21 protein-coding genes are annotated in these 24648 nt (G+C 28.7%); 3 read left to right on the plus strand and 18 right to left on the minus strand.

Translation table 11 applies throughout. The features are described from left to right. Nucleotides 1-12: 12 nt before the first annotated feature. From EDD60_RS11745 to EDD60_RS11770, 6 genes are all read right to left on the minus strand, one after another. Nucleotides 13-2343: a leucine-rich repeat domain-containing protein gene (locus tag EDD60_RS11745; RefSeq protein ID WP_066445015.1), complete on the minus strand. Its 2331-nt coding sequence runs from the start codon at nt 2341-2343 to the stop codon at nt 13-15. Between the two features lie 61 nt (nt 2344-2404). Further along, nucleotides 2405-3331 carry an AEC family transporter gene (locus EDD60_RS11750; RefSeq protein WP_066445013.1) on the minus strand — a complete coding sequence of 309 codons (927 nt, stop codon included), beginning with the start codon at nt 3329-3331 and terminating at the stop codon, nt 2405-2407. 11 nt (nt 3332-3342) lie between these two features. Then, nucleotides 3343-3594: a kinase to dihydroxyacetone kinase gene (locus EDD60_RS11755; RefSeq protein WP_066445010.1), complete on the minus strand. Its 252-nt coding sequence runs from the start codon at nt 3592-3594 to the stop codon at nt 3343-3345. Continuing rightward, nucleotides 3594-5069: a glycoside hydrolase family 1 protein gene (locus EDD60_RS11760; protein ID WP_132226423.1), complete on the minus strand. Its 1476-nt coding sequence runs from the start codon at nt 5067-5069 to the stop codon at nt 3594-3596. The genes EDD60_RS11755 and EDD60_RS11760 overlap by 1 nt, the downstream gene beginning before the upstream one ends. A 353-nt stretch (nt 5070-5422) precedes the next feature. After that, nucleotides 5423-6313, minus strand: coding sequence for a PHP domain-containing protein (locus EDD60_RS11765; RefSeq protein WP_066445001.1), 891 nt, complete (start codon nt 6311-6313; stop codon nt 5423-5425). After that, on the minus strand, nt 6297-7319 hold the full coding sequence (locus EDD60_RS11770; RefSeq protein ID WP_165973149.1) for an ROK family protein: 1023 nt from the start codon (nt 7317-7319) through the stop codon (nt 6297-6299). Before EDD60_RS11770 ends, EDD60_RS11765 begins: the two co-directional genes overlap by 17 nt. A 232-nt stretch (nt 7320-7551) precedes the next feature. On the opposite strand from EDD60_RS11770, the gene mgtE reads away from it, so the two are divergent. Next, nucleotides 7552-8904, plus strand: a complete 1353-nt coding sequence (gene mgtE, locus EDD60_RS11775) for a magnesium transporter (RefSeq protein WP_066444996.1) — start codon at nt 7552-7554, stop codon at nt 8902-8904. A gap of 27 nt (nt 8905-8931) precedes the next feature. Here mgtE and deoC read toward each other — a convergent pair whose 3' ends face one another. Continuing rightward, nucleotides 8932-9606: a deoxyribose-phosphate aldolase gene (deoC, locus tag EDD60_RS11780; RefSeq protein ID WP_066444993.1), complete on the minus strand. Its 675-nt coding sequence runs from the start codon at nt 9604-9606 to the stop codon at nt 8932-8934. Nucleotides 9607-9814: 208 nt separating this feature from the next. Here deoC and EDD60_RS11785 point away from each other — a divergent pair, with 208 nt between their 5' ends. Beyond that, entirely contained in the window at nt 9815-10930 is a 1116-nt protein-coding gene (locus EDD60_RS11785) for an SIS domain-containing protein (RefSeq protein ID WP_207905327.1), read from the plus strand. 315 nt (nt 10931-11245) lie between these two features. On the opposite strand, the gene EDD60_RS11790 is transcribed toward EDD60_RS11785, so the two are convergent. From EDD60_RS11790 to EDD60_RS11840, 11 genes are all read right to left on the minus strand, one after another. Beyond that, complete coding sequence (locus tag EDD60_RS11790) at nt 11246-11611, minus strand: hypothetical protein (protein WP_066444990.1); 366 nt, start codon at nt 11609-11611, stop codon at nt 11246-11248. Nucleotides 11612-11620: 9 nt separating this feature from the next. Beyond that, complete coding sequence (locus EDD60_RS11795; RefSeq protein ID WP_132226425.1) at nt 11621-11893, minus strand: hypothetical protein; 273 nt, start codon at nt 11891-11893, stop codon at nt 11621-11623. 356 nt (nt 11894-12249) lie between these two features. Then, nucleotides 12250-13089 carry an ATP-binding cassette domain-containing protein gene (locus EDD60_RS11800; protein ID WP_066444983.1) on the minus strand — a complete coding sequence of 280 codons (840 nt, stop codon included), beginning with the start codon at nt 13087-13089 and terminating at the stop codon, nt 12250-12252. Next, a complete protein-coding gene (locus EDD60_RS11805) occupies nt 13089-14852 on the minus strand; it encodes an MFS transporter (protein ID WP_132226426.1) in 1764 nt (587 codons plus the stop codon). Before EDD60_RS11805 ends, EDD60_RS11800 begins: the two co-directional genes overlap by 1 nt. Before the next feature lie 1095 nt (nt 14853-15947). After that, entirely contained in the window at nt 15948-18764 is a 2817-nt protein-coding gene (locus EDD60_RS11810) for an EAL domain-containing protein (RefSeq protein WP_066444977.1), read from the minus strand. A 152-nt stretch (nt 18765-18916) separates the two neighbouring features. Continuing rightward, the gene (locus EDD60_RS11815) at nt 18917-20125 is read right to left on the minus strand and encodes an ATP-grasp domain-containing protein (protein WP_066444972.1); all 1209 of its coding nucleotides are present in this window, start codon (nt 20123-20125) and stop codon (nt 18917-18919) included. A 1-nt stretch (nt 20126) separates the two neighbouring features. Next, complete coding sequence (locus tag EDD60_RS11820) at nt 20127-20882, minus strand: esterase family protein (protein WP_066444970.1); 756 nt, start codon at nt 20880-20882, stop codon at nt 20127-20129. A gap of 14 nt (nt 20883-20896) precedes the next feature. Then, the gene (locus EDD60_RS11825; RefSeq protein WP_066444967.1) at nt 20897-22078 is read right to left on the minus strand and encodes an ATP-grasp domain-containing protein; all 1182 of its coding nucleotides are present in this window, start codon (nt 22076-22078) and stop codon (nt 20897-20899) included. Between the two features lie 113 nt (nt 22079-22191). Then, nucleotides 22192-22374 carry a hypothetical protein gene (locus tag EDD60_RS11830; RefSeq protein ID WP_066444964.1) on the minus strand — a complete coding sequence of 61 codons (183 nt, stop codon included), beginning with the start codon at nt 22372-22374 and terminating at the stop codon, nt 22192-22194. A gap of 13 nt (nt 22375-22387) precedes the next feature. Continuing rightward, entirely contained in the window at nt 22388-22822 is a 435-nt protein-coding gene (locus EDD60_RS11835; protein WP_066444962.1) for a hypothetical protein, read from the minus strand. Continuing rightward, nucleotides 22822-23031, minus strand: a complete 210-nt coding sequence (locus EDD60_RS11840; protein WP_066444959.1) for a helix-turn-helix transcriptional regulator — start codon at nt 23029-23031, stop codon at nt 22822-22824. Before EDD60_RS11840 ends, EDD60_RS11835 begins: the two co-directional genes overlap by 1 nt. A 157-nt stretch (nt 23032-23188) precedes the next feature. Here EDD60_RS11840 and EDD60_RS11845 point away from each other — a divergent pair, with 157 nt between their 5' ends. Continuing rightward, nucleotides 23189-24373 (plus strand): MFS transporter, encoded by a 1185-nt coding sequence (locus tag EDD60_RS11845; RefSeq protein WP_066444957.1) that lies wholly within the window; start codon nt 23189-23191, stop codon nt 24371-24373. The last annotated feature ends 275 nt before the right edge of the window (nt 24374-24648 follow it).

Genomic DNA, 24648 nt, shown 5'->3' on the forward strand with positions numbered 1-24648 from the left:
TTTCGTTAACTTTTATTGAAATTGCTTAGCCAATTGCTGATAAGCTGCATTATATTTTCGTTTCTGTAACATCGTAAAGAAATACTTATCAAACAATAAATCAAGCTTCTCACGAAGCATCTGCATAAATTCCTTCATTGGCATTTGTGCTTGTTCAACACCATTTACATAAAAATAAATAATATTATTTATAATCTTTGCAGATTTCACATCATGATTATCTTGATAACTCCAACCATCTAAAAGTGATGCTAATAAACTTCTGATTCTTGATTCATAAACAGCTCTCATCAAAAACGCATGTTCATCTTTTCCATCAGTAAAATCATCATAGAAAATATAATGTTTTATCCATTCTTCTTGAAGATGAGAATAATTGTTTTGATAAAATTCATATTCTTGAGATAATAAATCTGTTAAATCTAATGAACTTAAAATTTTATGATGAAAATCATGAACCAAATAATATTTTTTAGATTTCTTCCCTTTCATAAGCAAACCAGCTTTTTCAATTCCCATTTTTCCAATAACTTCATAAGATTCATCTATTGAGATTGCTTGATCCTCCATAGCAAAATATTGAGGATTTTTTTGTACAAATTCTGAATCATTCAAGTACAAATAAAAATTAACATCTTTATTTGTAATAATAGTAGGCATAGGCATATCTTGACAAGATAAAAATTCTAACAAATATTTATTTCTTTGTTGAACAGATTGTTTTAACCAATTTGATAGATTTGGCATATCAATTAAATGATTTAAAAAGTTAAGAAAATCTTCGGTTTGTTGTTTGATAATATGTATGTTCCAATTCTTTGCATAGTCTAGTTGAATAAGTTCATGATATTGATTTTCATCAACTGATATGTTTAGTTTAGTCAATTGGCTTAAAGGACTCCAATCTTGAATAGGACAATTATAGATAATTAATTCAGTTAATTGATGAAGCCAAGAAAGTTGACTTATATCAGTTAAAGGATTTTCACTTATATCTAAACTTTTTAATTGTTGGAGGTCTAAAAGAAATGATATGTCTTTTAATTGTGTATTTGCCAGAACAAGTTTTTTTAAAGATTGACAATAAGTTAATGGAGAGAAATCTTGTATGGTAGAGTAATGAGTTGCATTGAGATTTGTTAAATTTGAAGCATAGGACAAAACATCAATTGAATCTATTATACTAAAGTCATGAGAATAGTATGGACAATATTTTGTAAAATCTAAGACTTTGATTTTTTGCATATCTTCAATTGTAATAGGTGAAAGAGAAGAACGTGAAAAACAATTATTGATATAGTAACGTAAACGATTGTTTTTTATAAATAGTTTTTGTCTTAAATCTTGTTTATCGATATTTTCATAAAGATATTGTTTATATTTTTGTGGATCTTGACTTAAAATAGTTCTGACACATTCACGAATATCTTGATTTTGATGATTTTTAAAAGCAAGTATTTCATCCAAGTTTTCATCTAAATAATAAGATAAGATAGATAATGAACGAAGGATTATTGGAATATTATTTAATGATAATAGAGTTTTGATTTCTGTCTTATAATGCATGATTGAATCTTTTTGATAGGTTTCAATAATTTCTAGCCAATATAAATACATTTCATAATCATCAATATTTAAGAATAATTGATGAAGCATATTTTCACATTGTTCATCCCCTTGATAACAAAATAAAGCAGCTAAATTCAATTGTTGTGCTTGATTAGCATTCGTATAATATTCATGTAATTGATTGAATGAAATTTGTGATAATCCTTTAAATTTATAGAGTGAGTATAATGTTTTATCAAAGTCATCAGATAAATGTGCAAGAACATTCTCTTGATTTCCTAAGAATTGAATCCCAAAATACTGTGTATCATATCCACTCAATGTTTCCTTCAAGAAAGCTCTATACCATTCATCAAAGGAAGCATAGAACTGTGGTAAATAATCTAGATGATCCAAATCAATACTTACCATTTGTCCATAATATTCACCTTGACAATATAACCCATGTAAAACATGGCAATCAGCTACCAACAATAATAAACCATTTCCATAATCATACCCTTGTTTAATCATATTTTGCCATTCTTGAATTGTTGTATAGGGCGTTAAGCTTGGCTCTTTATCATTATAATAATAAAAAGCAATTTCTAATGGCTGTAAACCACTTGATGGACCAAAACCTCCATCACCAAAATGCATTAAGAATTGTTGATATTCTAAAGGAATTTGAACTTGATATTGATGTTCATATTTACGAATATCATGTTGTGTGAGTGCTTGATAAAAAGATACATCTATTCCTTGTGATAATAATTCATTTATTTTTGATTGCATGATAAACACCTCTTTTTTTATTATGTATCAAATAAAAAGAAAAAGCCAGTATTCGTACTGGCTAAACAAGAAATAATGCAACAATCAGAGGAATCGTAACAACAGATAATAATGTTGTCATAAAAACAGTTTTTGCTGCTAAAGAAATATCCCCATCATATTCAGTTGCAAACAATACAGCACTATTGGCAACTGGCATTGATATCATAATTAAAGTAATACCTAATATTAATGGATCACTAATAAACATATTTAAAATTGGATAAGCAATAATAGGGACAATAACCTGTTTAATAATTGTATAAGGATATATACGTAATTCACTAAAAACTTCTTTTAATGGAATATTGGCAAGTGTTGAGCCAATCAGAAGCATTGCCATTGGTGTTGTAATATCTCCTACCATTGTTATTGTGGAGGCTAAAACATGAGGAACATGAATACCTGTAAAATATATTAGTAAAGCAACCAATGAAGCAACAACTCCAGGTGATAATAAATTTTTTGGATCAAGTTTCACTTTTTGCCCTGTTCCATAATTCATAATCATAACGCCACCAGTAAAAACAAATAAATTAAATATCATATTAAATATTGCAGTAAAAAAAACTGCTTCATTTCCAAATATTGCTTTCATTACAGGAAATCCCATAAACCCAATATTAGAAAACACTGTCATAAATATGTATAACCCTTGTTGTGGTAAAGGGACTCTCATAATCTTAACAATGATATAACCTAAAATTGGCATAATTAAATAAACAGCAAAACCAACTAAAAATACAAATAAAATATCATTAAGTCCTTGTGTCACAGTTGTGGACAAAACAGATGAAACAATCATTGCTGGTGTTGTTACTGATAGTAACAATGTTGTAAGTTTTTTATTTAAATCAACATCTAATAACTTAATCTTAAATAAGAAATACCCCAAAGCAATAACTAAAAACAATTGTATCATCTGCATTAATATAACCCGAATATCCACAACTTATCCCCCTAACCTTTTAATCCATTTGCTTGTCTTTCCATATTTTCTACTACAACATCATAGATTTCTCCAAGTGTCGCAGCATATTCTAAAACCTTCCAAGGTTCATTAGTATGATAATGAATCTTAATTAATTCATCATCACCTACAGCCAATAAACAATCTCCTTGAAAATTTTCAGTAATATAATCATTAATTTCATCTTCATTTAAGTTTTGACCTTCAATTAATAATTGTGTGTCAAATTTATATTCTAACATTATTCTTCTCCTTCAAATAAGCAAGCCCCATTCGTTTCAATCACATGCTTATACCAATCAAATGATTTCTTCTTATATCGTTTATATGTTCCATTTCCTTCATCATCACAATCTACATAAATGAAACCATAACGTTTACTCATTTGTTTTGTTGATTCACTGACAATATCAATACATCCCCAAGATGTATATCCCATTAAATCAACTCCATCTATTTCTATAGCATTTAACATTTCTCTAAAATGAGCATCAAAGTAATCAATACGATATTGATCATCTACTGTTCCATTGACTAATTCATCTTTTGCTCCTAATCCATTTTCAACAATAAATAATGGTTTTCTATAACGATCATATAAATCTACTAATGAAATTCTAAGTCCAATTGGATCAATTTGCCATCCCCAATCAGAACTTGGGATGTGTGGATTTTTAATCGCAATCATAGTATTAGCAGCAGTTGTCTTTAAGCCATCAGCATTCTTAGCCACACAGCTACTAGAATAATAACTAAATGAAACAAAGTCAACAGGATATTGTTTCATGATATCCAAATCTCCTTCTTCCATCTTGATATGGATACCTTCGTTTTTGAATTTGGCAAGCAAATATGCAGGATATTCTCCAAACACTTGTGTATCACTATAACAGTATGTGCTTCGCATATCTTGTTGAGCTTGTAAGACATCTTCTGGTTTACAAGTATAAGGATAATATGTTAATTTTGTTAACATGCATCCTACTTTTGATCCTGGAATCTTTTCATGACAGATTTTTGTAGCTAAAGCACTTGCTACGAATTGATGATGCATTGCTTGGAATATCACTTCTTGGAAGTTTCTTCCTGGGAATCTATCTTCGACTAATCCTCCTGTTGTATAAGGATGTCTAATCATTGAGTCAACTTCATTAAATGTTAACCAATATTTGACCTTATTCTTATATCTTTCACAGATAACTTCAACATATCTTACAAACATATCAATGACTTCTCTTGAAGCCCAACCATCATAATTTAAGACAAGATTAATTGGTGGTTCGTAATGTGACATAGTGACTAATGGTTCAATGCCATATTTTAAACATTCATCAAAAACATCATCATAGAACTTCAAACCTTCTTCATTAGGTTCCTTATCATCCCCGTTAGGGAAAATACGAGTCCATGCGATAGACATACGATAAACCTTAAATCCCATTTCAGCATACATCTTGATATCTTCTTTATAATGATGATATCCATCACTGGCATGTCTTTTTGGATATAAAGAATCATCAGTTGATTTCAAAGCATCTTCAATATCTTTTGTTGTGATAGAATTGTGTGCTTTATAATCTTGAACATCTACATCTAAATGATGTCTAGCACAATCTGAAACACTGATTCCTTTACCTCCTTCATTCCATCCTCCTTCATATTGGTTGGCAGCAGTAGCTCCACCCCATAAAAAACCTTCTGGAAATTTTCTTACCATAATTCTTCCTCCTCATCTTTAAGTTTATTATAATCAAACCAAATATCCCTGCACATTATTTTCAAAAGATGAAACAACTTTACAATATTAAACCCTTCTTTATTTATTAATTCAACGAATATCAAATAAAATCTAACGGATTTCTAATAGATTATATAAATCTCTATTTTATTATTTACGAATAATCAGAAATTTCATCTCATTTCACTTTCAAATCGAGGACGATTTGCAGGAATCGGGGACGTTTTGTACTTGATATACTATTTTATTTCCTAATTTCCTAAATTAATATATTAAGACTATTCTTTTAATTCAGATTCAACGGATTTCAAATAAAAAAAGGACCTAAGTCCTTAAATTAAATGATTACTTTTAAGTTGTTCTTCAATGATATGTTCATCAATAATACAACGACATTCCCCTAATTCAATAGCTGGTTTTGTCTTTCCATGATAATCACTACCACAAGTTGTCATAATATTGTACTCTTGTCCTTTTTGATAGAAGTATTCTACTGTTTCAGGACTATGATAGTTGCTAAAGCATTCAACACCATCATAACCAAGTTTCATCATATCATCAAACACTTCAAATTGACCCTTTAAATTGTTACCAGGATGTGCTAAAACAGCTTTTCCCCCATGTTTATGAATTAATTCAATCGTTTCTTTTAATGATGGATATTTAATTTCTGTATAACATGGTTTCCCTTGAGCATAAAAATCCCAATAGAAATTAACAAAAGGATTATCACTACGACTTCCACCTTCACGATATGGTTTTAATAGTTCATGATCTTTATATTCTTCTTTGCCTAACAAAACTTCTCCAAACATTTCACCTGTATAAACTCCATTATCTGACAATGCATCTAAATCTTCTTTTGTTAATTGGAATCCTAAAGCATTTGTTAATTCTAATTTCTTTAATGAACATGCTAATTCTTGATTTAAAACATTATCTTCAAGTTTTACAAAATCTTCATCATGATAATCAATACCATATCCTAAAACATGTAAATTAATGCCTTCATAAGTACAATCAATTTCTACTGCTGGAATATATAATATTCCCTTTTCTTTAGCTACACTTTTTGCTTCATCAATAGCTTTTACACTATTATGATCTGCAATTGCCATAATACGTATTCCGGCATCATAACATTTTTCTACTAATTGTGTTGGGGTAAATTCCCCATCATCACTATAAAGTGAATGCATGTGTAAATCAATAAATTTTTCCATTGTTTCTTCCTCCTCTTAAAAATTCATGACCTAATTCTAATAATCCCAAATTCATATATTTTAGAATATCTTCAACAACGACAATATGAGGTAACACTTCTTTTGATAACATTGTTTTTTGTAGATTTTCTTCAATCTTTTGACTTTCTTCTATCCACGGACAACTAATAACAATTGTTTCTGGATCAACAGTGACTAGTAATGTCAAAATAAATATTGTTAATAATTGCAATGTTCCTTCCTTTGTTTTTAAGTATTCAAATTGTTGTTGTTTTGATAATCCTGGTAAAAATGAAAGTTCTCCAGCCATCCCATGATGTCCACTATGAATATGTCCACCTTGTAAAATACCTACTCCAGATAATTCCTTAAGAGGTTGATAAATCATAGCTAAATCTTTATATTCTTGATGTTTAGAATAATATCCCTTAGTAGCAATATTAACATCATTATCAATAATAACTGGAACATGAAATTGAGCTTGTATTTCTTGTTGTATTTGACGATTTTTTAAATCTTCTAATCCTCTTACCAAGAAAGATTCATCTAAATAGCCTTGTTCATTTAATATAGCCGGGATAGCTATCATAATGACTTGTATATTTTGATATTTTTCAAACATACTATGTATGTTATTTAATAATTCTTGAAAGTTTAATTTCTTTGGTTGTGATTTTTTTTCTTCCAATAAATGATTTTGATAATCATAAACTTTCATAATATTATAAATATCATCATATTCTCTAAAGAACGAAATTGTAAGTAACTGACAATAATCAGGATTTAATTCATAACACTTGGCTTTTCTTCCACCTGTTGATGCAAATTTACTATTCATAACAACTTCTTTAGATTCTATAAGCTCTTGTAAAATATTATGACAAGTCCCCGAACTTAAAGAAGTCAGTTCAACAATTTGACTTTTTTGACATTGCCCTAATTCATATAATACTTTTAATACTTTTTCTTTATTTGTTTTCCTTAAATTTTGAATTGATTTTTGCATCAGTTCACCAACTTTCATCAACTATTGACGAAAGAATTATAACCTATTTTAATGCTTATGAATAGTTGTTTTCACATTATGAAAAAAATAATGAAAATTTCTTGACTTTCCTACCCTTTTAAAACATACTTTGTATATGTAAGAAAGGATGTGAGATTATGGATAAAGGCAAGCCCAAACCGAATCATTATGATCTCACATTAGTGAGATCTTCTTAAAAAGGAGGTCAATCATGGAAAATAAAACACAAATTCAATTAGAAAAATTATTACAAGCCCTAGTTAAACATGATACTAAGGAAATTGATGATATTTATGAACATGTACAAACAATTGACTTAGCGCAAGAGATTGAAGAATTAGAGGATAATCAGTTAGAATATTTATGTAATCATATTGATGATGAAAAACTAGCTGAAATTTTAGAAGAATCTGATGAAGAATTACAAGCTGATATTATTGATTGTTTGCATAATCAACGTATTTTAAGATTATTTAATTTTATTCCTAAAGATACTATTGTTGATATTTTAGGAGAATTACCTATTGGGAAACGTAAACAATTAATAACATTAATGAAAGCTGATGATCAAAGAGTCATTGAACAATTATTAGGCTATGAAGATGATAGTGCTGGTGGTTTAATGACCACGGAGTATATTGCTTTAAATGCCCAATTAACAGTTGTCAATGCATTAATGAAAATTAAAGAGATTGGTCCTAAGACTGAAGTTATTGAAACAATTTTTGTTTTAAATCATAAAAAACAATTGATTGGGACAGCAGACTTAAGAGATATCTTGGTTTCTGAAGAAAATACAACTTTAGAAGATATTATGGATGATCAAGTGATTTATGTTTATCCTGAAACTGACCAGGAAGAAGTTTCTTTGTTAGTGTCTAAATATGACTTAACAACTATTCCGGTTGTCAGTAAGACGAAAGCTATGTTAGGAATTATCACTGTTGATGATATCATTGACGTTATTCAAGAAGAACATACTGAAGATATGTTACAAATGCATGGTGTAAGTAAAGAAGAATCATTAGACTCAACTTTATTTGAATCAATTAAAATGCGTTTACCTTGGCTCATTGTTAATCTTGTAACAGCATTTTTAGCATCATTTACTGTTAAAATGTTTGAAAGTACTATTGAACAAATAGTTGCATTGTCTGCCACTATGACAATTGTAACCGGAATGGGCGGGAATGCTGGTAGTCAAACTTTATCTATTATGATTAGAAGTATTGCCTTAGGTGAAGTTCATTTTAAAGATTGTTTGCCTGCGCTTATTAAAGAAATCTTTTTAGGTGTGATTAATGGTTTTGTGACTGGAGCTATTACTGGTGTTATTGTTTATATTTTATATGGTAATTTCTATTTAGGTATTATTATATGTATTGCAATGGTTGGAAATTTAGTGGTTTCTGGATTCTTTGGTTTCTTGATTCCTGTTGCTTTAAAAGCTGTTCATGCTGATCCAGCACTTGCTTCATCAATCTTTTTAACAACTGCAACTGATGTTTTAGGATTCTTTATATTTCTAGAACTGGCAAATATCTTTTTACCCGTTTTACTATAAATCAAAAGCGACATGACGTCGCTTTTTTTATAATTCTTTATCATATCCTTCTAAAATAGCAAATGAACTACTTGTTCCAATTCTTTGAGCACCTGCTTCAATCATTTTCTTGCATAATTGCCAATCCCTAATACCACCAGCAGCCTTCACTTTTACACTATCCCCTACTACACTTTTCATAAGTTTCACATCTTCTACCATCGCTCCACTAATACCAAAGCCTGTACTTGTCTTAATATAATCAGGTCGAACTTCCTTAGCAATCATAGCTAATTGACGAATTTCATCTTTTTCTAAATAACAATTTTCAAAGATAACCTTAGAAATAACATTATTTTCTTTACAGATAGATACAATACTTTCCATTTCTTTTTTAATATAATCCCAATCATGCATTCTTGCTTTTCCAATATTAATAACATAATCAATTTCATCAGCACCATCTTCAATTGCTTGCTTTGTTTCCGCTAACTTAATATCTAAAGTTGTTTGTCCTAATGGAAATGAAATAGCTGCACCCACATGAATATCAGTTCCTTCTAATTGTTGTTTACAAAACTTTACAGCAACACTATTAATTGCTACCATTGCTGCTCCTAATTCTTTTGCTTCATCACATAATTTAATAAAATCTTCTTTTGTTGCATATGGTTTTAATAAAGTATGATCAAACATTTTTGCAAGTTCTTTTCTTGTTATCATTTTATATCTCCTTTACATGCCTGTATTTATATTATCTATTTTACATAATTTTTATCATATTTAAAAGTGATTAACACTAAACATGAAAACTTTTTAAGAATCAATAATTTAATCATTTTATAGAATTATGCTTTATTTTTAAGAATTGATTCGTTATCATATACTTATAAGATTATCATTATTTTTTATCTAAAGGAGGAATGAAAATATGGATAAAGAAAAAATGCAACCTACAATGTTAACATACATCAAGGAAACCCCAGCTCAATTAGCTTATAATAATGAGCATTCTAAAGAAATTACAAAACAGCTAGTTGATTTATATTTAAAGAAAGATTATCAAACTATTTGGATTATTGCTTGTGGTTCTAGTTTTAATGGTGCCCAATGTGCAAAACCATTTATCATGAAATATTTAAATTGTGATGTAAAAATTGTTCCACCTAATAGTTTTGTTTATCATGATCATCATTTAAATGAAAATGATCTTGCTTTTGTGGTTTCACAAAGTGGATGTTCAACAAATTCAATTGAAGCTTTAAAGAAACTTAAAGAATTGGGGCATTTAGCTATTGGATTAACAGGTAATATCAATTCTGATTTTAAGGATTGGAGTGATTTGCTTATTGATTATAGTGTTGGTAAAGAAACGGTTGGTTATGTGACAAAAGGGGTAGCTACCCTTGCTCAATTTTTAATGTTATTTGCTTTAGAAGCTGCTTTAGCTAAACAAAAGATTTCTATCGAGGATTATGAAAAAGTCATGAAGGAATTGCATGAAGTTCCTGCTCGTCATGAAACCATTCAAAAAGAAACTTTTGATTTTTATCAGCGTAATAAAGCTGCACTCACATCAATGAGTGTTTCTTATACTTGTGGTTTTATTCAAGGATATGGTATCGCTTGTGAGGGGGCCCTTAAAATTGGTGAGACTGTTCAAATTCCTAGTTTTGCCTATGAAGCTGAGGAATTTATTCATGGACCTAATCTACAACTCACTCCTAACTATACGCTTTATTTCATTGATGACTTTGCTTGTGGTAGTGAAAGGTTGCTGCAGATTTATCAGGCTGCTCATAGTGTAAGTGAAAGAGTATTCGCCATAACAAATAGTCCAATTGTTGATGATCAACACGCTATTCGTTTACCTTTTGATATCCAAGAACCTCTTTTAACACCTTTATATGTACTTCCATTTTTCCAAATCATTGCTTATCAAGTGACATCAGATTTAAACAAATGGAATAAACATCCAATGTTTGCTGATTTTAAAAAATATGCTGACTCTAAAACTAAGACAATTAAAAGTATTATGGTTGATTAAAATACAAAAAGTGATATGTTTTGTCGACTATTTAAAATTTCACGTGGTTTGAATTGACTACGCATTATTGCGTGGTCTTTTTCTATTCCTTTAAATTCTTGCTTTAAATATTTATGGGGTATCTGTAAGTTCTTGAATTATTATGATATTGTATAGATAAGACTATTTAGAAAGAAAAAAGATAGTAACCTCACCGACCAAAGTTAGTTTACCATCTGCTTTCTCATCTCTTGGATTATAATCTATTTCAACTATTCTATGTACTCATTGTTTTAAACAAGTAGAATTTATGTAAATGAATCAATACAAACTTACTTAATCATACGCATAAAGTTCACCAGTTGCATTAGTCTTTTTATCAATAACACCTGTAACTTGTAACTCATATCTTCTTAGATTAGAAGCATTATACGAATGATATGTTTCTGTATCTCCAATACCAACACTCATTGTTTTTTGAACATAGCCAGAGACTATGCACCTTCCATAACTACCACAGTTCGTCCCTGTGGTAGTTACTTCAAAGCGTCCAGTTTTATATGGATTACTTGTTTCACCTGTACTAGCTTTACTCATACCCCCACTTAGTGTACAACTTAATCTAGATGTGGCTGCACTTACATTGACAATTGTAAATGCACATATAACCGCAATTAAACATGCAAATAATTTTTCTTTCATCCTCTTTTCTTAATTATTTAGATTTTTTTCATTACTTCTACCAATAATTAAACAACTAACCAAAACAACAGTCCATTTTAGATAGTAATCAACTCCAATTAAATTTACACCATTTGTCATAATAAATAAAGATAAGGGGTTTTCGATATTAGTAAAAATAAGAATATAACAAATCATTATTCCAAAACTCACAATAGACATTTTTGAAACAACTAAGGTAGAATAGAATATACTTGTTAAAACAACTGATTGAAACATGAGTACAAGAATAATATCAATCATATAAACATTATTTATTGAAATATAGATATAAATTGGTAAAGTTATTATATGAAATAATATGCACACTAGATAAAGAAAGTACCATTTTGGCCTATGGTTTAAAATACAATTTAATTCTCTCATATTCGATTGAATAGTTTTTTGGGACATGAAATATTCTAAAATAATCATAATAACAAATAATATTTTTTGTAACATTTCAAATATACTTGACTTCAAATCATAATTTAAATATACAAAATCCATAATCTTATATATAAAAAATGGAAAAACTAAAAAATAAAGAATACCTAGAATTACAATATATACCCACTTGTCCTTTTTTAAATTAAAAGATATAAGTTCTATGTCTTTTTTCATGAGTTTAAATAAACATATGCATCATCTAATGTGGGTTCTTCTTTAGTAAGAAAATCATATTTTAGTACAGTCTTTGAAACTATTCTAAAAATATTATTCTGATTAAACACTACATATATTTCCTCTTTAATATTATCAATATTTGAAGAATGACAAGAATAAACTTTATTATCCAATAATTGTAATAAATCATTAACTAATCCACTATAAATTAATTTCCCATCTTTTAAAAATAAAATATATGAACATTGTTTATAAATATCGTCAACAATATGCGTAGAAATGATAATTGGAATATCAAAATCTAATTGATTAATAATCTCTCTAAACTTTAAACGTTCTTGTGGATCTAATCCTGCAGTTGGTTCATCAAAAACGAGTATATCCGGTTCCCCCATTAGTGCTTGAGCAATTCCAAGTCTTCTAATCATCCCACCAGAAAGTTCTTTACATTTTTTATCTCTATCATTTGATAAATGTGTTAGCTTTAAAACCTTATCAATTTCTTTATTTCTATCTTGCTTGGGAATCTCTTTAAGAATCGCAAAATATTTCATTTGTTCATATAAAGTTAAATCTTTAAAAGCATCAAATGATTGAGGAAGATATCCAATATTAAATTTCATATTATCACTAATACATTCATCATCAGCTAAATACTGAATACTTCCACTCGTCACTTTATAGATCCCTAAAATCATTCTAATCAAAGTTGTTTTCCCACTACCATTCGCTCCCATCAATCCATAAATATGATTGCTAATTTTACAGTTAAAATTCCTTATAATTTCTTTCTTATTTAAAGTAATACAAGCATTTTCCACTATCACCTCCATTATTCCATCTCCATTTCTTTAGCGATTTTTTTCATATACTGTTCTACTCCCAATTCATTTAAGTCTTTATCAAACTGTTTTTTAAATTCTACAACTTGGCGATATCTCTCTTTTAAATTTTCATCAACATTTTCCTCATTATAAGGCCTTGTTATATATTCAGAAAGAAAATCATTTACTTGTTTTATAAATTCTTCATCTGAACACTGTATAAAACTTTCCAATATAAGCATATCTCTTAAAACAGAATTAATATGATCATTTTGTGTTAAATAATAAGAGAGATATTCATCGGTAGAAATATATCCATGATTACTTACTAAGATATAATTATCAAATTCACAATAACCACCTAAATTAGTAACTTGAATTAAAGACATAGGGAAAATAATAATAGGTTTGCTTTTTAACGATACTTGTTCTTTATCAAAAAGATTACTCATATATTCAGTAAGTTGTTCCTTATGTTCATAGATATCTTTAATATAATCATTATAAGAATTATTTTGTAAACTCAGTGGATAATAATTCTTAAATTGAGAATCAATTGTTTTTTTTATATTTCCTCCAATAAGTGTAAAACTATCACTTTCTCCAACATAATGTGATTCACTCTTCTGACTAAGATTAGTAATTATTGGATATAATGCATCAATTTCAACATCGAATTTTGCATTAACTCTGTTATAAGGATTAAACCCAATGAAACTTGTACAAGGATTTTGAATCTTTACAAAGATTTGTTTTTTTCCTTCCATAGGATACCATGGAAAATAGCCAGGGAGCTGTGTTGCCTGATGGTTGGAATAAAGTCTTGGGTGATATCCAGTATAAGTAATTTTTAATTTCAATTGATCAACTGGATTAGCTAAACTTAAATAAATGTAATCACCCTCCTGGGTAAATTCTATTTTTTGATTACTCGTTAAAGTCTTAATATGATAGCCATGGTAAAGTGTTAAGACATAGTCACTTCTTTTATGTTCAGAACTGATTAAAATTTCTCCACTAGCTTCCAATTGTCTTCTTATTTTTACTTTAAGTTGATAGTTAGATATATGATAATCGATCTGATTCTCTTTTATATATATATTTTTACCTTGAGAAATTTGATAATAATTCATATCATTATATGAATATCTCCATGAATCATCCGCACGATACATACTTTGTGGGATATTAACAGCAACTAATGATAAACATATTAATACTATTTGTAATCCTTTTTTTATATGAGATAGTTTACTCTTATATGCAATATAAACTGCAACTAATATCCAAAATATGAATATATATATTTTAAATACCTCATTTTGAAATCCATATAGTTCATCTACAGCATAAACTCCATACTGGTAAAAATAAGAAAATGGTCTAATTATAATTTGTATGAAGTTATCTAATAGATCAATAGTTTGTGGTTTATTTATTGATGTAAAAAGATTTATAAATGGACTTGATAAAAAAATGGTAACTACTAAAAAAGGTAGTGCAACTTTAAAACTTCTTATCCTAGATATTAGGCCGATAATAAGAGTAAAACATATTTGTGGCAAAAGGATGTTCATTAAGTAGTAATTTGCTATAAAATTCATTAACAAAGCATATTCATTAGTAATAATTGAAGCAATAAACATTCCTACTATGATTACTATATTATAAATGATAAATAGAATACAAATAATTAAAACATAATAGAAATACCATCCCTTTTTAACATGTATACAATTTAACACTTCATCGACTTTTTCATTCCTTGCCATAGTCAAATATACATACGTTATACTAATAAACATTAAGTTAATATAAAATATATTTTTTACAAATGTATCAAACATATATAGACCATTTAATGAGATTTGTAAGTAAATAGGGAAAACAAGACAAATAAAACACAGTAATAAATATATATATTTCAGTATTTTATTAGCAAAGAACAATTCTAGATGTAAGTTTATTTTTTCTATCATATTTCATCAGTACCTTTCTGAGAGACGGTATATCATAATTCGGTTCTATATTAGGATGCTTATAAATTCAATACAAAATAATATATTATCTTTGAATTATTGAATTGATATAGAATACAATTCATTTAAGATCTTTTTAAATGATGCTTATTTATACCCAGTTAAATACAATATCTTGTTCTAAGTGAGTTCTTTTTATGTAATATTAAATTCTTATTTTACTATTAAACCATAGAAAAATGATTGATCCAATATTTTTAGATCTTAAACAAACAATTTGTGAACAACAACTACTAAATTTTTTTCATTTTCTTTAAAACTTCTGGTTCTTTTCCGTGGTATGAACCAGATCTAGAAGCTCCACTAATCGCTCCTGCCGCCATAAACACAGACAACAGTGAGATAAATCTTAATAGTTTAACTTTCATGGTTTCTGATACAAGCAATAATAAGTATACTGACTATTAAAATAACATATGTAAGAATATTTGCATAATGACTTATATAAGAGAATGTTATAATTCCTATGAGAATGATGAGTGATAGAATTTTATATTTTCTAATTTTCTATTTCTTACTGGACTGAATATTATAAATACAAGTATTGCAAATATTTGAATATATAACATGTAAGACTGGAAAAACAACATCCTGTTGTTTAAGTAATCCATAAATATCTTGAATGGGTTCCGAATTGTCTAACCATGTCTCTTTTGCAAGATCTTCTTGGTTTTGATCGAGAAGATACCAATTTCCTTAAAGGTGGTAATCCTAGAACGGGAATATCCACCTTTATAACTTATTCAATTGTTTGGGGTGTTACTTACCCCACGATAATCTAGACCCCCAACAACTGGAGAGCATACGTTATTCTAGATTACCGTTTTGTCATATCACTTTTTTATGTGGTCTACAATATGCACAATAAATCTTTTTATTATCTTCTTCTCCATAATAGGTAATATACTCATTCATCATGAAAACTTCTCCATCCTTACTCACACAAGGATAATTAATATTTGTATAATCTCCCCATTCTTCATAATTTAAGAAGAATTGTTTGATTCTCTTTCTATCAAATTCAAGAATAAGTTCTATTCCTTTACCATTATGCACAATTTCTTCAAATTCTTTCTTTGTATAACGATACATAAAATCTAATCCATAATTTAAGACACGGCTAGTAAGTCCATCTTCAGTAATAATATATTCAACAATATTACCTGGAACTGTATCTAAAACAATCTGTATCTCTCTTTCTCTTTGCATTTGTTTTGTATAATCACTAACTGCTCCATAGAATACACGTTTATTGTGCTCCTTATGCAAGAAGAAAGCATTCAAATGCATCCACATCATTTCACCACTTAATCGATATCTTCTAAATGTTCCACTTGCACCCAAATGTCCTGCTTTTTCTGCACGATTAAAAATATCTAAAACAAGTGCTTGATCATCTTTATGAACCTGATTGATAATCACTGAACATTTTTGTTTTAAATCAACTGAATTACAACCCGTAATGTTATAATATCCATCATTAACTGTCTTAATAACAATATTATTATTTTCATCAACTTCGTAAATCGCAATTCCACCTAAAATATTATTAAGCATTGATTCACTTGTCACATCTTTATGAAATAAATCCTCCACCTGTAAAACAGGTAAATTATCAACCATAACATCTCTTGTATCAACAAGTTCATGATTTACAAGTAATTCATCAAAATATTTAGCAGACATTGGACGATAGAAATAAAAGCCCTGCATGAATTCACAATTCATATTCAAAAGATGTTTCACTTGTTCTTCCGTTTCTACACCCTCAGCAATGAGTCCCATCTTTAGCCACTTAGCCATTAAGATTGAAGATTCCAAAACACTTAATCCCTTATTTAAACTTGTTTCATCCATATCAAGAAACTTCATATCTAATTTCAAAGTATCGACTTCAATATCTTTTAGCATATTTAATGCTGAATAACCACTACCAAAATCATCCATTAAGATTCTAAATCCTGATCCTCTTAATTGTGATATTGTTTCAACCAATTGAACAAAGTTTTCACTATAAGCACTCTCAGTAATTTCAATTTCTAAATATTTTTTTGGAACTTGATATTTTTTACATAGATCATTAAAAACTTTTACTAGATTATATTGATAAATATCTAATCTTGATACATTGACTGAAAGAGGAACAATAATTTCATGATTCATCATTCTTTGATGAATATATTCACATGTTTTTTCCCATACATAATAATCTAACTTATATATAAATCCACTACTCTCTAAAATAGGAATAAATGAATTAGGCATTAATAGTCCTTGAGTAGGATGATTCCATCTCACAAGAACTTCTGCACCTATAATTTTTCTTGTTCTGGCACTACATTGAGGTTGAAAATAAATCTCAAATTCATTATTTTCTAATCCTTTTTTAACTCCAAATAAAATTTCTTGTTCATTTTCTAATTTCAGTTTCATAGTTTCTTTATAAACAGAAACACGATTTAAAAAATTTCCTTTAACTGAATTCGCTGCCATAATTGTTCGATCACACATTAATGTAACTGGAAGTTTTCGATCACTTATTTGATATATCCCTGCAGCTGGCAAGAATTTATATTCAATATTATAATTTTGAATCCAATTCACTAATTCATTTTCGACATTTTCCTTATGACAATATTTGTAAGGTAAAAAGCATATAAAATCATCATTACCAATACGTGATGCATAGCCATCTTTTCCACTCATATAATTTTGAATACAATTTGCTACATATTTTAATAAACGATCTCCTTCTTCAGTTCCATACCATTCATTAAATAATTTAAAATGTTCAATATCAATAGAAATCATTCCATATGATGTTTTCTTATCATTTTGTAATCTTTCTTTAACGAGTTTATTAAATGTATCTTGATTATAAAGATAAGTTAAAGTATCAACTTGTGCGGCATAATTATTATCAAAATGCATTTTATTACCATGATATCTATCATCGACATTAACTGCATAACATAAATAACAAATATTATCTTTACTCTTTTCAACTGGTTGTAAATAAAGTGAAAAATAATGATATTCACTATCTGATCTTAATACTCGAAAATCTTCAACAACATGTCCCATATTTTCTGTTCGATAAGCAAGTGTATTAATATCAAAAAAAGCTTTAAAATTTAAAGTATCATCAGGATAAACATATTTTAAACTGAAATTATTAATTAAGGATTCTATCGTTCCTTCTTCTGGTAAATCTATTTCATCATGATTGACATAAAGATAATGATATCTTTTGGTATTTAAATCAAGTTCAAGCAATTCATCGTAATGTTGATTTTGATTGATATTTAAAAAGACTTTTCGATTTTCATCATTAATAGGATGGACTGCTACTAAAATACAATCACCTTCATTTGGCCATTTTAATTTTAAGATTGTATAATTATTCCAAACTTGATCATTTTTATTATAACGTAGAAAATGAAAAATCGACGTATCATTTTCTTCAAGTTGTTTTAAAGGACAATCTAAACAAGGTTGGCATTCATGAGATAATAGCTCATAACATAAGGCATTATCTTGAAAATGAGGGTATTTTTCTTTAAATGCATCATCAATATAAACGATTTGATACTTTTCATTAACAACATAAACGCTATTTAATTCTTTATTATTTTTCTCTCTCATTATAACACCTTCTGTTTTCTAAATTATCTGTTCATATATATGATAACATTTATATTTCAAATAACAAAGAAAAAAGGTCTTTTTAAAATATTTACTTGAATCCAATTGAAAAAAAGCTTGAAAAAAAGAGGAGATTTAACTCTCCTCGTTCACTACATCCAATCCGTTCCATCTTCTCTTTTTAAAATATAACGAATCATTTCAAATATTTCTTCTTGTGTACGTGCTTTAACAATAAAGACATGATTTCCCATTGCTGCAGCTAAAGCTTCAGGAACATCAGTTTCTAAGGCTACCTGATTGCCATATTTTTCTCTTATTTGATCATAGTTATGCATATACCAAATACCATCACGTCTACCAGTATATGCTACCCAATATTGACGTTTAATATCATAGAAACATTTATTATATTTCACCATATCTGCCCAAATAGTATAAACATCAACATTATATGCAAAATTCATCATATCTGGCATATAAGCTCCTGGAGCACGCATATTGACTTCTAAACCAACAATATCTCCCTTTTTCCCTAATCCTTCTTTATCTTCATCTAATCTAAAGAATTCAAAATGGAAGAAACGGCTTCGCGTATCAAAAGCCTCTACAGCTTTTTTACCAATATCGTATAAATCTAATCCTTCTACTGGTTGTGAATAAAATGCTGTATCGCTTGCTTCATTGACATTATCCATAATAGAATTAAGCATAACATGACTTGTTGCAATTAAGATGTTTTTATCTTTATCAGTAATACCATCAAATGTTTCAACATGTCCTGGTACCATTTCTTCAATAATAAAATGAATATGCGAATCTTTTGTTGCAAAGAAATAATCAAGTTCATCATCATTTGATAGCTTATATGTTGAAGTTGCTCCAACGCCATTATCAGGTTTAACAATCACTGGATATCCTACTCTATTTGCAAAAGCCTTAGTTGCTAGGTAATCATCAACTTGACGATATCGTGCTGTTGGAATACCAGCTGCTTTATAAACATCTTTCATTTTTGATTTGTATTTCATAGGTGCAAGATGTTGAATCTTAGGTCCTGTTGTGACATTAAATTCATTACGTAAAGTTGCTTCTAATTCTAACCAATATTCGTTTTGTGATTCAATCCAATCAATATGTCCATAATGCCAAGTAAAATAAGCACATGCACGATAAATACTTTCATAATCTTCTAAATCATCAACACGATAATATTCTGTTAATGCATTTTTTGTATGTTCAGGTAATTCTTCATAACTTGTATCTCCAATTCCTAAAACATTGACTTCACGTTTTTTTAAACGATCACAGAAATTATAGAAATATAAAGGAAAATGAGGTGAAATAAAAACTAAATTCATACTATATCATCCTCTCTATAAAATATGGGAATTGCACTTGCCACCAGTTCCAATCATGATTAACATCATAACCCCAAAAATCAATCCATGCTGGAATATCCTTATAATCTAATAGTTCTTTCATTCTTGTAGTACTTCTAATCATATCATCTTCCCATGCACCTTGCCCACAACATAAAACAATTTGACAATGACGATACATTTCTACATAAGGATGATCATAACTCATTCCTTGTAAATATTGAATTGGTGAATTGCGATATAAAATATCATCATGATAATCACCAAAGAATAAATCACTATCATAATATCCACTTAAAGCAATTGTTCCACTAAAAATATCAGGACGTCTAAACATAAAATTCACAGCATGTGTTGCGCCCATTGAACAACCAGTTGTAATAATTCCATCATGATTATATCCATTATTTCCTTGTGCATTGATTTCAAAAATTCTAGGAACCAATTCATTGACAATATAATAATACCATTGTTCCATCATAAATGTTCTGTATCCATTATCCAATCCTTCACCAGACCAAGACTCAGGATCAATACTATCACAACAAAATAATTGAATTTGTCCATTATTAATATAATGTTCTACAGTATTGACCATCCCAAAGTTTTCAAAATCAAAGAAACGTCCATTTTGTGCAGGAAAAACCAAAATAGGTCTTCCCGCATGTCCATAAACCTTAAATTCCATATCTCTATCTAAACAATGACTATACTCTTTAAACCATTCTATCTTCATATCAATTCCTCCCTCTATCCCAAAACATAATCAACAAATGCATTCACTTCATCCATTGTTTCAAAACGTGCTGTATATGTAAAGTTACCCATTGCTCCACTCAATATATCCGGCATTCTTTCACACATCACTAAATCAAACTGATATTTTGTTGCAATTTCATTATGGGTATGTTTATAAAGCACATGATCTCTACGTCCACAATAAACACAATGATAAGGTCTATGATGATCATATTCACTATATCCCTTAGTTACCATATCTGCATAAATTGAATAAACATCTATTTCATTAGCATAATTCATCATATCTGGAGTATAACCTCCAGGTGTTCTTAAATTAACCTCTAACCCTACAATATCTCCTTTTTTTCCTAAACCTTTCTTATCCTCTAATAGTCTAAAAAATTCCATATGGAAACATCTTCCAGCCGTATAAAAGGCTTTAACACAAGCTTGTCCTGCTTGCTTTAAATCATAAGGTAATTCTTTTAATGAATAATAATACATACTGCTTGCATCATTAACTACATCCATAATTGGATTAGGAAAAACATGTGAAGTTTCAAATAATATATCTTTATCTAGATTAGCAATTCCATCATAAGAAATAATTAAACCATTCACAAATTCTTCCATAATATATTGAGTAGGATGTTCTTCTAAATAAAAAGCCTCTAGTTCTTCTTGATTAGAAATTTTATAAGTCTTTGCTGCCCCTACTCCATTATCAGGTTTCACAACAACAGGATAACCAACTTCCTTAATAAATGCCAAACCTTCTTTTAAGTTAGTCACTAAATGATATCTAGCTGTCTTAACTCCTGCTTCTTCATAAAATTTCTTCATCTTCGATTTACATTTAATATCTTCAATGTGGTTTGTATGAATACCTGTTGTAATATTAAAATCTGTTCTTAAACGTGCATCTTGTTCTAACCAATATTCATTGTTTGATTCTAACCAATCAATATGGCCATAGTTAAAAATAAAATATCCCATTGCTCTTACCATCTCATCATAATTTTCCATATTATAAACTTGATAGTAATCATCAATTGAATTCTTTAATTCATCTGTTAATTGATCGTATGGTGTATCCCCAATTGCCAGCACTGTTACACCTCTTTCTTTTAATCGATCACAAAAATTATAAAAATTTTTGGGAAATGCTGGCGATATATATACAAAGTTCATAATTCTTCCCCTTTCTTTTTTTCTATTATAACATAGATAGTTCTTTTGTAAGTCAAAATTTTTAATAATTTTTTCTAAATTTTAAACAAAAAAGATAGTCATTTCGACTATCCCTAATTTTTGCATCTATTTCCGTGTTTAAAAATTCCATATATCATCAAAGCAATCGCAAAACAATACCCCATCAAACGTGCCCAATCAGGAATCATTTGAGCTTCTCTTAAAAAATAAAATGTTGTACTGATTAACATCCCAATCGCAATATAATAATTAGGTTGTTTTCGATTTCTACACATAGTACTAACCTCCTTAATATTTTTTAGAATAATAAATTTTAAAAATCAATGTTATGAATAAAATACCATAAATGACACATATCAATGTCTTTGTCACAAGCATATTCATATAAGCACTCACACAAGTTATTATAGCTAAAGATAAAACAATCGTTATTAATGAAGATTGTCCGACTTTTTGCTTAATCATCATTTTTCTTTCATCATGTTCTTCTATATAAAGTTTTTTTAACATTTGTTCATCTTTAAGTGCTTTTGAATATTTGTAGATTCCTAATAATCCTAAGAAAAGTATTCCTATACAAATTCCTAGTTGAAAACTGATACCAATTTCATAAGTTTTTTCAAATGGTATTACATAAAACATAATACTTAAAATAATACATACCAAAATAGATCCTTTTAAAATAAGATTTCTTTTTTGAATAATTCTCTTAAATTCTTCCATTATTGAATCCCCTCCACATCTGAAAAATCAAAAACATCTTCGATACTCAAATCAAAATATTTTGCTATTTTATATGCTAATACTAATGAAGCAACATATTTTTCTTTTTCTAAAGAAATGATAGTCTGTCTAGTTACTCCTACTGCTAAAGCTAATTCATCTTGCGATATTTTATTGGCTTTTCTTAACTCTTTTATTTTTGTTTTCATCTCATCACTTCCTACCAATAGTATAGTACGCTTTACATATTTTGTAAAGCTTATTTTACATTTTAAATAAATATAATGAAAACTATTTTCTTTTTTTGAAAGTCAAAGCGTTTTCAAAAAGTTTCATATATAATAAGAAAATGTGGGAGGATGAATTATGAAAGATAAAAATATTATTAAGTTTCAAGCCTTCTACTTTTTACTAATTGGAGCAGTTGGTTGTTTTACACCTTATATTAATGTCTATTTAGAAAAAAGTATTGGTTTAGAGGGCTCACAAATTGGTTTAATTACTGCCATATCGCTTATTCTAGGGGTTTGTGTTATTCCTATTTGGGGTGTTATCGGAGATAAAACAAGAAAATATAATCTCTTGTTAATGACTTCTTTAGCTCTCAGTATTGTTGTTTTGTATTTTTATTCTAAACAAACTGTTTATCTAGGATGTATTGTATTTGCCTTATTATTAGAAGTTGTTAGATTAGGATCAACACCAATGGCAGATACGATTACGATGAACTATACTGCAAAAAATGGTGGTAACTATGGTTCTATTCGTGGAATGGGATCACTTGGTTATATGTTAGGTAGTATGGCTGTTGGCTTCTTAGCAGATATCTTTGGCTTAGATGGACCTTTATTTACAAGTTACATGTTATTGCTTGGAATTGCTTTATTAATTTGCTTTACTTTTCCTAAGTCAAATGAAGAAGATGATGAGAAAGAAAAACCTCAAAAAGGTAGTTTTAAAGAATTATTAGTTAATAAAAATTTCATTTTTATTCTAGTACTTGTTATGATTACTCAGATTGTTGTAGATAGTTCTGGAGCATATGCTGGAAACCATCTTGTTGTTACATTAAAAGGAAATAATTCACTTATTAGCTGGTTAACTTTGGTACAGGTATTACCTGAATTTTTATTCTTAATGGTTGCCTCACAAATTATTCGTAAAATGGGATATAAGAAATTCTTTTTAATCTCAACTATTCCAATGGCTATTCGCATGTTTACATATGCATTTATTCCAAATCCTTATGTTTTCGTTTTTATAAGTATTGTTCATTGTCTTGGTGTTGCTTGTTCAACAGTTGCGAGTCTTGCATATATTCAAGATACAGTGAGTCCAGCAGTTTTTGGGACAGCTATTACTTTATTAAATGCTGCAATGAGTATTGGTAAAGCAATTTATGGTTATTTATTTGGTGCTATTTATCAATATTTTGGTTCTTATAATATTTTTCTTATTAGTGGTATTATAGTTGTAATCGGAGTTATCCTTGTTGCAACAACAAAGCGTTTTGACGAAGCAGATCACAAATTAAAAAGTACAAATGTTTAAGCCTTCTAGTTATCTCTAGAAGGCTTTTTTAGGCTCATATAAAAGAAAAAGAGTAGAGAGATATATAAAATATCCTCTCTCCTCTTATGTGCAGCAGGCGGGAGGACAGGGCAGATTTCTATGATAATCAGATTAAATACCTTATGAATTCACAAAATGAGAATGATTTCATTTTTTTAGACAAAAAAAGAGAGATATCGGATGATATCCCTCAGGAGAACTGGCAGCTTGCTATTGTCGCAATCGCTCACTATCTTCGCCGTTATGATGCTTAA

It is taken from the genome of Longibaculum muris (genome assembly GCF_004343035.1).
GTDB classification, from domain to species: domain Bacteria; phylum Bacillota_I; class Bacilli_A; order Erysipelotrichales; family Coprobacillaceae; genus Longibaculum; species Longibaculum muris.